The organism is Pseudoglutamicibacter cumminsii (genome assembly GCF_003143995.1).
In the GTDB taxonomy this organism is placed as follows: Bacteria; Actinomycetota; Actinomycetes; order Actinomycetales; family Micrococcaceae; genus Pseudoglutamicibacter; species Pseudoglutamicibacter cumminsii_B.
Genome location: NZ_QFWG01000002.1, coordinates 256066 through 269613, shown reverse-complemented (window position 1 = coordinate 269613; position 13548 = coordinate 256066). Strand labels below are relative to the sequence as shown.

Sequence of the window (13548 nt, the reverse complement as noted above, 5' to 3'; positions counted from 1 at the left end):
AGCTCAGCAGGGTCCTCGCCTGCGCCTGTCTCCCGTGTCACTGAAATCTTGCACCAAGAAAGGTTAAATCATGACGAACACGTTTTCCCGACGACAGTTTCTGCTCGGCGGGCTCGTCCTCGCCGGCACCGGGGCCTTGGCCGCCTGCACCAGCGACCCTGGACCCGCTGCCTCGGCACCAGGTTCCTCCCTTCGCCCCACCCCCACTGCGCTCGGTGAGCCGACGGTGCGCCGGACACTGACCGCCCGGCCCCTCTCCCTGGATATCGGCGGCATCGAAGCCAAGACGTGGGGATACGTCTCTGACACCGGGGATGCGGCCATTGAGGCCACTGCCGGCGACGTCCTCCAGGTCGATATCACTAACGAACTGCCTGAGAGCACCTCCATCCACTGGCATGGCATCGCACTCCACAACGCAGCCGACGGTGTGCCCGGCATGACCCAGGACCCCATTGAACCTGGCGCGTCTTTCTCCTATGTTTTTGAAGTCCCCCACGGTGGCACCTACTTCTACCATTCCCACACCGGCCTGCAGCTTGATCGCGGCCTCCACGCCCCACTGATCATCCGTGACCCGCAAGACGCTGAAGACCAGGACGTTGAGTGGACCATCGTGCTCGACGACTGGGTCGATGGCATTCAGGGCACTCCCGACGATGAGCTCGACAAGCTCACCGGAATGGGTTCGGGCGACCATAACGGGGGTATGGGAATGGGAGGTCACGGCCAGATGATGCACGGCACCCCGGACCGGGTACTGGGCGGGGATGTCGGCGATGTGATGTATCCGCACTACCTCATCAACGGACGTATCCCCCGTGCTCACCGGACCTTCGAGGCTCGCCCGGGCGACAAGGCCCGCCTGCGGTTTATCAACTCCGGCGGTGACACCATCTTCAAGGTGGCCCTCGGTGGTCACCGCATGACCGTCACCCACACCGACGGCTTCCCCGTCCAGCCCCGGGAGACCGAATCGATCTACCTGTCGATGGGCGAGCGTGTCGACGTCGAGGTCATCCTCGGCGACGGCATCTTCCCGCTCACGGCTTTGGCGGTGGGTAAGGACGACCGCGCCTTCGCCGTCATCCGCACCGCCGGCGGCCAGGCCCCCCACCCCGATGTCGACTTCCCCGAGTTGTCGTCCACCGGACTGCTCCTGTCCTCCCTGAAGCCAGCAGACCGTGCACTCCTACCCGAGGACACACCAGACCGAGAAGTCAGCATCGACCTGGGCGGGCAGATGATGCCGTATGAATGGAGCATTCTCACCGACGGCCAATCCTCCTCCGCGACCGTGCAGGAGGGCCAGCGCCTGCGGATGGTCATGCGCAACAGGACCATGATGCCCCACCCCATGCACATCCACGGCCACACGTGGGCGCTGCCCGGCAGCGGCGGACTACGCAAGGACACCGTCCTTCTCCGCCACGGTGAAACCATGATCGCCGACCTGATCGCTGACAACCCCGGTGAGTGGGCATTTCACTGCCATAACGCCTATCACATGGAAACCGGGATGCTCAGCTCGCTTCGCTACGAGTAACCCCCACAGCAGGGTATCGAGCGAGATGCGAAGGTAAATGGCAGCACGTGTTGTTATACGACTAACACTAGCGCGCCTTAGGTTACGTTGAACTTGAACTCCACGGAGTGTCGGCGATAACTAACCATTTGATGCGCGCGTGCGGAATTAACAACGAAATACCGCTAAAACAGACAACATATGGGGTGCACAGAAACACATATAGGTTCTGCGGAAAACCTATAGGGCGCGTCGCTAAAAACCGCTGTGCGCGGAAAACATAAAGGGTTTACGGACCCGGTCCCAGACCCCTCAATACTCTGAGCCGGAAGAATGGAAAGTGGAAGGTTGATGTATCCCCGCTATTTATTTTTTCCGTTTTTCGGAGTACATCGGGAGCTACAACTGCGGACCAGCTCTGTGTGAACTAGATGAGAAGGCGCAGCAGCGAATCATCGACGCTGGACAGTTGGTGCTGCGGGCACGCGAGCGGCACCCCCGGCGGTCACTCGCGGAGCACTACAACCCGTTATCGATGGACCCAATTCTGCTCAAGGCTCACAACAACTTGGACCAGGAAGTCGATAAGGCTTTCGGTGCGGCACGCAAACTCACCAACGAGCGCCACCGCCAGGAGCTACTGTTCGCCAGCTACGGGGAGTTGGCGAGGGGCTATGTCTCCTCGCTTTCATCAAAATCGAAACCACCAGCAGGGTCGTTCCCCGTGCGGGTGATTTTGATCGGCCCGCTGCCGGGTGTAGAACCCTGTCGCTGGCAACGCCGGGAACTATGACTGTGCCCGACGAGAACACGTCACTGTCATAACGCGGTTCACGGTAGACGAGCATGGGTCGTTCACTACTACTGGTGGATTTCGGTTTTGGTGGTGGGGGGATTACCGCCGCCGGCCTCGTTTTTTCCGTTGAGGAGGGCGTTGACTACTTCCCGATTGTGAAATGGGCCGATGGCGCGGTGGAGAGAAACCAGTCACCTGGAAGAGATCGATCCAGTCGCTGGTGCGCAATCTGGGAGGTAGGGTTGCGGGGTCGATTCCTCGCGAGCGCAACCATGATTGTGTCTCTGAACGTGATGAAAACAACCCTGCCCTTCGGAGAATTTCCCCTATCCCGCGTCCCCGGGCGGTGAAAACGGTGTGCACCATCGCCTGAAAGGCTTTGCGCTGCTCTATCGGGATCTTCGGGTCACCCACCCGGCGGATCACTAAGATCCCCCCGTCAACGTTTGGCTGTGGCCGGAAAGCAGACCTTGGTACTCGGGAACCAAGGTGAAATGTGAACCATGGGGACCACTGAGCCGTCATCATTGTGCTTGCGCCTACCCCGGCCCGGCGGCGAGCGACTTCCCACTGCATGAGGAGTACAGCGTCAGTCCATGCCGGCGCATGCAACAACTTTCGAAGAATGGCAGTAGTGAGGTGAAAGGGAATGTTTCCCACAATGACGCAGGGAGTGGCGGGTAACGGGAAGTTAAGGAAATCATCATGGACCACTTCGACCGACGCCGAGGCGGTCTTTTTTGTGAGTTTGGCAGCTAGTTTTGCGTCTACCTCAACTGCCGTTATTGGCCTCCCCAAGCGGGATAGCGGGTGAGTGAGGGCACCGCTTCCTGGCCCGATCTCAATGATGGGGCCAGAGGATTGTTTTACAAGATCGACGATGGAGTTGATGATCTTGTGGTCTGTGAGAAAATTTTGGCCATGTTCGTGACGGCCGTATCCGTATGTAGACATCAGGTGTGCTCCGTGGAGTTGAAACGAAGCCGGGCATGGCAAATGGCCGCCCGGCTAAAGGACCGGAGCGGTTTCTAACCTGCGGGAGGGAGAAAACCGCCTTAGCGGCTGGTGAGCGGCCGCATGAAAACGGAACCTGAAATCAACATGGGCCTATCGTATCCAATTAATCTCGCAGGGTCCAATACGGTGAGAAAGAAGACAACCGCACCGCAACAGTGCAAGACCTCTCTGGATTGGAATTTGTCCTACTTTCGGCTCGTCGTACAGACGCCACTGGCGTATTTTGTCTCTGGGCAACGAGGGGGAGTTACCCCCACCTCCGGATGTTTTTAAGGTGCACCCCTGATTACGCTGTGGTGCGGGAGTAATTTTGTCCGACCGATCGGACTATCCACCGACGTGGGGCGGGTAGTTCGAGGTCCCAGCAGATGATCGCGTCGATTTCGCCGCGTTCAAAGGACGCCACCATGGCGTCGTAGTCGGGGCGAGCCACATTCTTCTTTGACGCGGAAATGGACTGATCGACGTAGTTATGTCCTATGTCCAACGTGCAAGCCACGCTGCTTTGCAATGGCTTCACAGTCCTGACGCTGCCGGTCGATGGTGAGGCCATCCACGTCAGCGTCTCGTGAGATACGAAGGTAAATAGGAGCGCGTGTTGTCAAACGCTATTAATAAGGCCCTTAGCTACACATTGAACTTAAACTCGACGGTATGTAGTTGCAAAGTTACTTTCTCGAGAACCTCGCCGCCCACGTCGCTCCCGCGTTGGGTGGCAGCCGAACCACAAAGGATCAGTCATCTGCTATCCCATCGACTAATTCTTGCAGGTCGCAGGACCTTCGCGTAACTGTCAGTTCAGCGCATTTTGAATAGTTCAGCACACGATGTATTGTTCAGCACATGCTGACCATTGTTTCACGCCTCGACGTCATGAACCGGCTCGGCCGGGCCATGGCGGATCCGACGCGCTCCAGAATCCTGATGACACTACTCGACGGCCCGAGCTACCCGGCCGTGCTTTCGCGCGACCTGGACCTGACCCGCTCGAACGTCTCGAACCACCTGACCTGCTTGCGTGACTGCGGCATCGTCGTCGCCGAGCCGGAGGGCCGCAAGACACGCTACGAAATCGCCGATCCGCACCTCGCGACAGCGCTCAACGCGCTAGTGAACGCGACGTTGGCTGTCGACGAAAACGCCCCGTGCATCGACCCTGAGTGCTCGGTGCCCGGCTGCGACGGAAAAGGAGCGGACGCATGAGTTCAGCATGTGGATGCGAACACGAACCAGCCACGGAGATCGAAGATCTCGATCGGCCATGGTGGAAGGACCCCGAGTTGCTACTGCCGATCTTCTCCGGCGTAGCCCTCTGCATAGGATTGGCACTGGGCTGGTCCGGGCTAGAGACACCCGCGACAGTACTGTTCTGGGTCGGCCTGCTGCTAGGGGCGTATACGTTCGCGCCCGGCGCTATCCGGAACCTTGCCACGAAGCGCAAGCTCGGCATTGGTTTGCTGATGACGATCAGCGCGGTCGGCGCGGTGATCCTCGGTTACGTCGGGGAGGCCGCGGCGTTAGCGTTCCTGTACTCGATCGCCGAGGCACTGGAAGACAAGGCGATGGACCGGGCCCAGGGCGGACTGCGGGCACTCTTGAAGCTGGTACCGCAAACCGCGACGGTGCTGCGCGACGGCACGGCGGTCGAGGTCGCCGCGAAGGACCTCGTGGCTGGCGAGCTGATGCTCGTGCGCCCCGGAGAGCGGATCGCCACGGATGGCATCATTCGGTCCGGGCGCTCCAGCCTTGACACCTCAGCGATCACCGGAGAATCCATTCCGGAGGAGGTAGCGCCCGGCGACGAGGTGCCCGCGGGAGCAATCAACTCCGCCGGTTCGCTGGAGGTCGAGACGACCGCAGCTGGAACGGACAACTCGCTGACCACACTCGTGGACCTAGTCGAGCAGGCGCAGGCGGAAAAGGGCGACCGCGCCCGGATCGCCGACCGGATTGCCCGCCCCCTCGTGCCCGGGGTGATGATCCTGGCGGTGCTGGTCGGCGTGATCGGCTCGCTGCTCGGCGATCCTGAGACGTGGATCACCCGTGCACTGGTGGTCCTGGTCGCAGCGTCGCCGTGCGCGCTGGCAATCTCCGTGCCGCTGACGGTCGTGGCCGCGATCGGCGCGGCCAGCCAGTTTGGCGTGGTCATCAAGTCCGGCGCGGCGTTCGAGCGACTCGGTGGCATCCGTCACCTGGCGGTGGACAAGACCGGAACCCTTACCCGCAACCAGCCCGAGGTTACCGGCGTGGTCCCGGCAGACGGATTCGATCCGGCGCAGGTGCTTGCTTTCGCGGCGGCAGTTGAGCAGCAATCGACGCACCCCCTCGCTGCGGCGATCGCGGCAGCGGTGCCCGAAGCGCCCGCCGCCCAGGACATCAGCGAGGAAGCCGGACATGGCATCGGCGGCACTATCGAAGGTCGACGGGTGCTGGTGGGCAGCCCCCGGTGGATCGACGCCGGGCCACTAAAGGCAGACGTTGAGCGCATGGAGTCCGAGGGCCAGACCTGCGTCCTTGTCACCGTCGATGACGCCCTTGCCGGGGCGATCGGGGTCCGCGACGAGCTGCGGCCCGAGGTGCCCGAGGCCGTGCAGACCCTGCGCACCAACGGCGTGGAAGTAAGCATGCTCACCGGCGACAACACTCGCACCGCCCGGGCGCTGGCTGAAATCGCCGGAATCGACGACGTGCGCGCCGAGCTGCGCCCGGAGGACAAGGCGAGCATCGTCGCCGAACTCTCATCCAAGACGCCGACGGCGATGATCGGCGACGGCATCAACGACGCGCCGGCACTGGCGGGCGCTACGGTGGGCATCGCGATGGGAGCGACTGGCTCCGACGCCGCGATCGAGTCCGCTGACGTCGCCTTCACCGGGCACGACCTCCGACTGATCCCGCAGGCTCTGCAGCACGCCCGCCGAGGCAGCAGGATCATCAACCAAAATATCGTGCTGTCTCTGGCCATCATCATCGTGTTGATGCCGCTGGCGATCAGCGGCGTGCTGGGCCTGGCCGCCGTCGTGCTGGTCCACGAGGTCGCCGAAGTCATCGTGATTTTGAACGGTCTGCGGGCTGCGCGAGCGAAGCGCTGAGCCACACTTTCGCCCAGCGCGCTGGATCTCCAATGCGGATCTTGGAAGGATCGAGCTACTCAGGGACCAAGCGTCATCTCAAAACTTTTGACGCCCAGCTTCATCGACACGGCCCGCGACTACCTGGGCGGTGTGTTTGGTAAACGGCCCGACACCCATCAGGGTTGCCGAGCCGTCGCCGGTCCAATTGCCGTAGCCGACGAGATGCAGATTCTGCACCGCGGTTTCGCGGCCACGCATGAGGTGACGGAATGGGCCGAGAGCCGGACGGAAACCAGTGCACCAGATCAGATGGTCGTGGTCGAGCTCGCTCAAGCTATCGAAGATGGGGGTAGCGGTGAGTTGGCCGGAGTTGCGGAGCTCACGGAGATGAGGAAGCGCGACAATGTCCCCGAGGTTCGGGCCGGAATCGCCGCCGAGAATCCGGCGGCGGCTGCGGAGAAAGAGATCGCGGCCATCGACATCATCAGGCATCCAGCGCGGTTGCTCACGTGTGAACCATGTGACCTCCGACGTCCCGAGGAGGTCCGCGGCGATCTGGGCCCCCGAGTTCGCCCCACCGACCACCGCGACCTTCGCGCCGCGGAATGGTTCGGGACCGGGGTAGGTCGACGAGTGCCACTGGCGTCCTTGGAAGGTACCGGGATAGTGGGGTACGAAGGGCGCGGACCACGTGCCTGTGGCCGCGATAACGTGTTCCGCTGTGAATTGACCGGCGCTCGTATCTAGGTAGAACATCCCTTCGTCACGGGACACGCTGTGAACGTGCACTGGACGCCGAGCCGGGAGGTCATAGCGTTTTTCGTAGCTTTCCAGATAGTCGATGACATGACTTGCCGGCGGGTACCCCGGGTACCGCGGCATAGGCCAGCCGGGCAGGTTGGAGAACTCCGCGGCGGAGAAAAGTGTCAGTGAAGGCCACGTGTGCAACCACGCTCCACCGGGTTCCTCTTGGTTGTCCAAGATCAGAAAGCCCACTTTGAAGCGCCGCAGGTAGTATGCCGTGGCTAGGCCGGACTGGCCACCGCCGACGACGATGGCAGTGTGATGCTCCGTGGTGCTTCTCACCTCATCGGGCAAATGCCCACCCAGTTGTGTATCCGCGACTGCCTCCTCCACAACCGTTCCTCGCTACACGTTAAACCTAAATTCAACGACGTCGCCGTCCTGCATAATGTATTCCTTGCCCTCGAGGCGCACACGGCCCGCGGCCTTCGCGGCCTGCATCGAGCCGGCCTCGATCAGGTCGTCGAACGAAACAACCTCGGCACGGATGAATCCGCGCTGGAAGTCCGTGTGAATCACGCCGGCCGCCTCAGGTGCGGTAGCGCCCTGCTTGATCGTCCACGCGCGCGTCTCCTTCGGGCCCGCCGTCAAATACGACTGCAAACCAAGCGCCTCATAGCCAGCCTTCGCGAGCTGTTCCAGGCCAGACTCCTCAATGCCGGCGTCAGCGAGCATCTCCGCCGCATCGTCCTCATCAAGTTCCGCAAGCTCCGCCTCAAACTGTGCGTTCAAGAACACCGAAACCGCAGGCGCAACCGACTCCGCAAGCGAAGCCTTCAGCTCCTCATCGGCAAGCCCATCGTCATCCAGGTTGAACACGTAAATGAACGGCTTAGCGGTCAGCAGCTGCAGCGGCTTCAGCTCGTCCAGATCCACCTCATCGCGGGCAGAGAACAGGGTGCGGCCATCGGACAGGATCTTCTCCGCCTGTTCAACCGCCTCAACGTAGGCCTTCTCGACCTTCTTGTTCGTCAGCTCCTTCTGCAGACGAGGCAATGCCTTCTCCACAGACTGCAAGTCAGCCAACGCAAGCTCAGTGGTGATGACGTCAATGTCCGATGCGGGGTCAACTTGCCCGGAAACGTGGACGACATCGGAATCCTGGAAGCCGCGGGTCACCTGGCAGATCGCGTCAGCTTCACGGATGTTCGCGAGGAACTGGTTGCCGAGGCCTTCGCCCTCGGACGCACCCTTCACGATGCCCGCGATATCAACGAAAGACACGGTCGCCGGGAGGATCTTCTCCGAACCGAAAATCTCCGCGAGCTGAGGCAAACGCGAATCCGGGAGGGGCACCACACCCACGTTCGGTTCGATCGTCGCGAACGGGTAGTTCGCCGCCAAAACATCGGCACGGGTCAAAGCGTTAAACATAGTGGACTTGCCCACGTTCGGGAGTCCAACGATTCCAATAGTAAGAGCCACGCCCTCCATTCTACGTGGCGGTGAGCAAATGGACGGCCGCGACGGCCCTAAGCGCCCTGAAACCGCCCCGAGCTCCCCCCACCGACGGAAGCTAATAGCCCTTCCAGGTTGCTTTCAGGTTACGCAGAGCTGTCAGAAAATACGGCAAGTAGTCACCAGGAAGCACGTTCGGTTCACCGCGGGGTAAGGAACGGCGAGTACAGCTAGTCGTGTCCACTGAATATGACACTCGTACCGAAAGTGAAGGACATGACACCCTCGAGGTTCACCGAACACCGCAGCAACGGTAAAGCCAACAAGGTTCTTGCCGCAGCGGTCCTCAGCTTCTCACTCGCTTCTGCCCCGATCCTCGCGCCGGCCACCGCATCCGCTGCACACAACGCAGCACACGCGGCCCGTGCCGATCGCTCAGTCCAGACCGACACCGCCACTGCCCCGCTCGCCATCACCGAGCTCGACAGCGGCACCGACAACAACACAACACACAACTACCCATTCGTTGAGCTCACCAACCCAGGCACCAAGCCCGTCACGATCGGCGAAGACGGCCTCAAGCTCAGCTACATCACCGAAGACACCGCCGAAACCGCCGACGATGTCGAACTCACCGTCAGCGAGCCAGTCACCATCAAGCCAGACGAAAAGGTCGTGCTGTGGCTGACCCCAAAGCGTGAAGACGCTTCCGATGAGGCTGCTGATGCTAAGGCTAACGACGGGGCTGCAGCATCCGCTGAAGCAGAAGTCACTGAGAAGGAGATCGCGGACTTCAAGAAGGCCTGGGACCTCAAAGACTCGACCCGCGTTGAAGTCGCTAGCGGCCTCGAAGAGGACGCAGAGAAGGACTTCGGTCTCCGCATCTCCAACGCCGACGGCAAGGAACTCACCCGCGCCTTCACCGCAACTGAATCCGCGGAACCGACTGAGAGCGCAGAGCCGACTGAATCTGAAAAGCCATCCGACACCGAGGCGCCTTCCGAGAACGAGGCGCCTTCGGAATCTGAGGCACCATCCGAGTCCGCTACCCCATCGGAATCCGCTACCCCATCGGAATCAGCCACCGCATCGGAATCCGCTGAAGCCAAGCCACAGGCCGCACCGTCAGAGGCACACCTCGGCCAGCTGCTGATCACCGAGCTCGTCCCAGACTCCACCAACGTAGGCGGAGCAGACGGATACGAGTTCATCGAGATCTACAACCCAACCAACCGCGCCATCAACCTCCGCGACTACCAGCTGCACTACCTGTACATCCTCAACGACCTCACCATCACCAGCTCCGCCGAATGGCCCATGGAGCCACAGGATGCGGTGGTTGAACCAGGTAAAACCGTTGTCGTCTGGGTCAAGAACGGCCCTAACGACAACCTCACCGCGGAAGACTTCGCGAAGAACTACGGCGTCAACGTTAAGGACCTCACCCTCGTAGAAGTCCACTCCGCCGGCATGGCCAACGGCGGCCCGCGCGGTATGGAGCTGCGCACCCGCACCGGTGAAAAAGTCCACCGCGTCAACTACAACACCACCGACAAGAAAGACCCGGCCAAAGACCAAGGCCTCCACTACGGCTACAACACTGAGGACCCAGGCAACTCGACCATCCTCGAGAAGAGCCCTGCAACCCCTGGCAGCGTCAAGCCAGAACAAGTTCCTGGCAGCGCCATCGAGGTACCCGAGGACACCGAAGCCCCGGTCATCAAAGACCAAAGCCCTAAGTCCCTGGCACCAAACACCGACGCCGAACTCAAGTTCAGCATCACCGACAACGTTCAGGTACGCCGAGCAGAGCTCAGCCTCTCCAACAACGCGGACAAAGAGCCACAGGTCCACAACCTGACCACCAACGGCGACGGAACCTACACGTTCACCATCCCGCAAGCAGACCTCGTCGGTAAGCGCTACTTCGAATACACCGTCACCGCAACCGACGGCACCAACGAAACCACCACCGAAAAGGTCCGCGTACCGCTCGACGGCGTCAACACCGACCCGCTGCGGCTCAACGTTGAAGACGGCCAGTTCGTGCGCGGAACCGTCCCGATCTCCGTCGCATCCGACAACCCAGGCGAAAAGCTCGGACTCTGCGTAAACGACACCGACCTGACCGAAACCCACGCATCCCTCGAAAAAGAACCAGTCTTCGCTTTCGAAACCTCCCAAACGGACACGTTCTTCCGTAACGGTGTGCTCGTCGACGGCGAAATTCTGAACATCTTCGACGAAGGCACCTACTCCGAGTGGGCCACCATCTCAACTGACATCCCACTCAACCACGTAACCGCCGGCAAACCACTCCAGGTCGACATCGCTGCCGGCACCAAAGCCGCGCCAGGCCCGGACCCGAACGAAAACAACGACGACTTCGTGGTCCGCAACGTACGGCTCATCCTCCCCGACGGCCGCACTCTGCGCGCACCAAACTGGGACGACCCCGCCAAGATCATCCAGATGGGCGACTCCTCCGGCAAAGTCGAAGTGCTGGAAGCGCTCTTCACCATCCCAGAAGACGCCTACAACGCCCACGCGGCACAATGGGACTCCACCACCGTTGCCGACGGTGAACACACCGTATGCGGCACCGACTCCAACGGCGAGCGCGTAGAACGCACCATCAAGGTCGACAACACCGCACCCGCCATCACCACATCCGTGAAAGACGGCGAAGAAAAACGCGGCGCGTTCACCGTCGACTTCGAAGCAACCGACGCAGGCTCCGGACTTGACAGCATCGAAGCGACCCTCGACGGCGAAAAGATCGGCACCGGCACCGAGCTCTCCAGCGTGACCATGCCAGCCGGCACCCACACCCTGGAAATCACCGCCAAAGACAAGATCGGCAACGTCTCCAAGCGCACGCTGACGTTCACCACGCCAGTCGAACAACCTAACGGAGCGATCTCCAACCGGGCCGGCGCAGTACTGAGCATCTGCACCCCAGGTTCACTCTCCGCCCGCGTCTCCGACCCGAGCGGCGACCCACTCACCGTGTCCTTCCGCGAAGGCCACACCGTAAGCCTCGAAAACGAGACCCTCACCGCAGTGAGCGGAACCGTCAACAACGCCAACCAGACCGAACGCGAAGGCGACGCGCTCAAGGCTGGCGGAACCACCTCATCGGACTCCGAGCTTCCATTCCACGCGTTCACCACTGACGTACCGGGAGGCGCAAGCGACGACTCCCTCGTGCGCGTCGCATGGGAAGGCACCACCGACCCAGGTGCACGCGTCCGCCTGCTCGTATGGAACACGGCGGCCAACGCATACCAAGAAGTCGATGTGGCACTCACCGACAAAGAAACCGGCGAAGCCACACTCGAAGCGATGGTGCCGCTCGGCGAGCACGCAGTGGACGGCGAAATCCGCGCAGTCGTGCAGCACTCCGAAGGCTGGGCCGGACCTAACCTCTCCGGACGCGACAGCGCCGTAGAGCCATACCACCCAGAAGACACCCCACGCGACCAGTACGACTTCACGTTCGCATGGGAAACCGACACCCAGTACTACAACGAGTCCTTCTACGACCACCAGATCGCAATCCACAACTACCTTCTGGAACGTCGCGAAGCACTCAACCTGCAGTACCTCTTCCACACCGGTGACATCGTCGACAAGGCCGAGCAGCAGTTCCAGTGGGACAATGCCAACAAGGCATACAAGATGCTCGACGAAGCCGGCCTCCCATACGGTGTGCTCGCCGGTAACCACGACGTGGGCCACATGAGCAACGACTTCACCGAATACTCGAAGAACTTCGGCGAAGACCGCTACGCACACAACCCGTGGTACGGCGGTTCATACCAGAACAACCGAGGCCACTACGACCTCATCACCGCCGGCGGGCACGACTTCATCATGCTCTACATGGGCTGGGCCCCAGGCGATGCCGAGATCGAATGGATGAACGAAGTGCTCGAGGCCTACCCAGAACGCACCGCGATCATCAACCTCCACGAATACATGCTCACCACCGGTGGCCTCGGCCCGATCCCACAGCGGATCTACGACGAAGTCATCACCCCGAACGCCAACGTCCGCGCCGTCATGAGCGGCCACTACCACGACGCCTACACGCGCGTGGACCGCTTCGACGACGACGGCGACGGCAACCCAGAGCGCACCGTGACCCAGATGCTGTTCGACTACCAGGCACTGCCAGAAGGCGGCCAGGGCTTCCTGCGGCTCATGCACTTTGACAACAAGGGCCAGCACGTCAAGGTCCGTACCTTCTCGCCATCGTTGAAGCAGTACAACGCCGACGACGCAACCCTTGAACCAGAGCACCAGGAATTCACGATCAGCTACGACGCGCTGGGGCTTGAGCAGACCACCAAGTCTCTCACCACGGCCAAGGCACGCGTCGACGTGCTCACCGCCAAGGAACTCGGCTCCGTTGAGGACGTGGAGTCCGGCACCGAGGCCAAGGTTTCCGTTGAGAACCTCGCTGAAGGCGAGCACACCATCTACGTTCTGACGACCGACCCATACGGCGCTAAGCACTACTCCGCGCTACAGCGCGTCACCATCGAAGGCGGCGACTGCCACGTAGAGGAACCAGAGAACCCAGGCACCGACGTGGATCCGAACAAACCAGAGGATCCAAACAAGCCGACCAAGCCGAGCGAACCGGGCGTTCCAGGCCAGCCGCGTCAGCCGGGCCAGCCAAGCCAACCGGGCCAGCCTGGGGCTCCGGGACAGTCTGGCCAGACGGGCGTTCCGGGCTCCAACAACGGTGCCGGCTCACACACCATCGGGCACTACCGTCCGAACCAGCCGGCCCCTGGGCTCGCTGCAACCGGCGCGAACGTCATGACCCTCGGCCTCGCTGCTGCCGCCCTCACGATGGGTGGCATGGCCATGGCTTGGATGCTGCGCCGTCGCACGCGCTAACCCTGCGACATAGGCGGCCCGCC

The 13548-nt window shown here is 61.5% G+C and carries 9 protein-coding genes; 5 read left to right on the top strand and 4 right to left on the bottom strand.

Features of this window, described 5'->3' with window-relative positions:
- Positions 1–70 precede the first annotated feature (70 nt).
- A complete protein-coding gene (locus tag CAY35_RS03060; RefSeq protein WP_035001090.1) occupies positions 71–1546 on the top strand; it encodes a multicopper oxidase family protein in 1476 nt (491 codons plus the stop codon).
- A gap of 334 nt (positions 1547–1880) precedes the next feature.
- Positions 1881–2318, top strand: coding sequence for a type IIL restriction-modification enzyme MmeI (locus CAY35_RS09945; RefSeq protein WP_309136521.1), 438 nt, complete (start codon positions 1881–1883; stop codon positions 2316–2318).
- Between the two features lie 102 nt (positions 2319–2420).
- Here the strand turns inward: CAY35_RS09945 and erm are convergent, their stop codons facing one another.
- Positions 2421–3275, bottom strand: coding sequence for a 23S ribosomal RNA methyltransferase Erm (gene erm / locus CAY35_RS03050; protein ID WP_065422277.1), 855 nt, complete (start codon positions 3273–3275; stop codon positions 2421–2423).
- A gap of 349 nt (positions 3276–3624) precedes the next feature.
- Complete coding sequence (locus CAY35_RS09800; protein ID WP_232219261.1) at positions 3625–3837, bottom strand: recombinase family protein; 213 nt, start codon at positions 3835–3837, stop codon at positions 3625–3627.
- Between the two features lie 344 nt (positions 3838–4181).
- On the opposite strand from CAY35_RS09800, the gene cmtR reads away from it, so the two are divergent.
- Positions 4182–4541, top strand: a complete 360-nt coding sequence (gene cmtR, locus CAY35_RS03040; protein WP_034973773.1) for a Cd(II)/Pb(II)-sensing metalloregulatory transcriptional regulator CmtR — start codon at positions 4182–4184, stop codon at positions 4539–4541.
- The gene (locus tag CAY35_RS03035; RefSeq protein ID WP_109303237.1) at positions 4538–6430 is read left to right on the top strand and encodes a heavy metal translocating P-type ATPase; all 1893 of its coding nucleotides are present in this window, start codon (positions 4538–4540) and stop codon (positions 6428–6430) included. Before cmtR ends, CAY35_RS03035 begins: the two co-directional genes overlap by 4 nt.
- 78 nt (positions 6431–6508) lie before the next feature.
- Here the strand turns inward: CAY35_RS03035 and CAY35_RS03030 are convergent, their stop codons facing one another.
- Both CAY35_RS03030 and ychF read right to left on the bottom strand, forming a co-directional pair.
- Positions 6509–7549 carry an NAD(P)/FAD-dependent oxidoreductase gene (locus tag CAY35_RS03030; RefSeq protein ID WP_258265602.1) on the bottom strand — a complete coding sequence of 347 codons (1041 nt, stop codon included), beginning with the start codon at positions 7547–7549 and terminating at the stop codon, positions 6509–6511.
- A gap of 12 nt (positions 7550–7561) precedes the next feature.
- Positions 7562–8641 (bottom strand): redox-regulated ATPase YchF, encoded by a 1080-nt coding sequence (ychF, locus tag CAY35_RS03025; RefSeq protein ID WP_109303236.1) that lies wholly within the window; start codon positions 8639–8641, stop codon positions 7562–7564.
- 249 nt (positions 8642–8890) lie between these two features.
- Here ychF and CAY35_RS03020 point away from each other — a divergent pair, with 249 nt between their 5' ends.
- Positions 8891–13525 carry a lamin tail domain-containing protein gene (locus tag CAY35_RS03020; protein ID WP_109303304.1) on the top strand — a complete coding sequence of 1545 codons (4635 nt, stop codon included), beginning with the start codon at positions 8891–8893 and terminating at the stop codon, positions 13523–13525.
- The last annotated feature ends 23 nt before the right edge of the window (positions 13526–13548 follow it).

Coding starts and splice junctions, on each gene's coding strand:
- CAY35_RS03060 (WP_035001090.1), top strand. CDS start 71: ATGACGAACACGTTTTCCCGACGACAGTTTCTGCTCGGCGGGCTCGTC.
- erm (WP_065422277.1), bottom strand. CDS start 3,275: ATGTCTACATACGGATACGGCCGTCACGAACATGGCCAAAATTTTCTC.
- cmtR (WP_034973773.1), top strand. CDS start 4,182: ATGCTGACCATTGTTTCACGCCTCGACGTCATGAACCGGCTCGGCCGG.
- CAY35_RS03035 (WP_109303237.1), top strand. CDS start 4,538: ATGAGTTCAGCATGTGGATGCGAACACGAACCAGCCACGGAGATCGAA.
- CAY35_RS03020 (WP_109303304.1), top strand. CDS start 8,891: ATGACACCCTCGAGGTTCACCGAACACCGCAGCAACGGTAAAGCCAAC.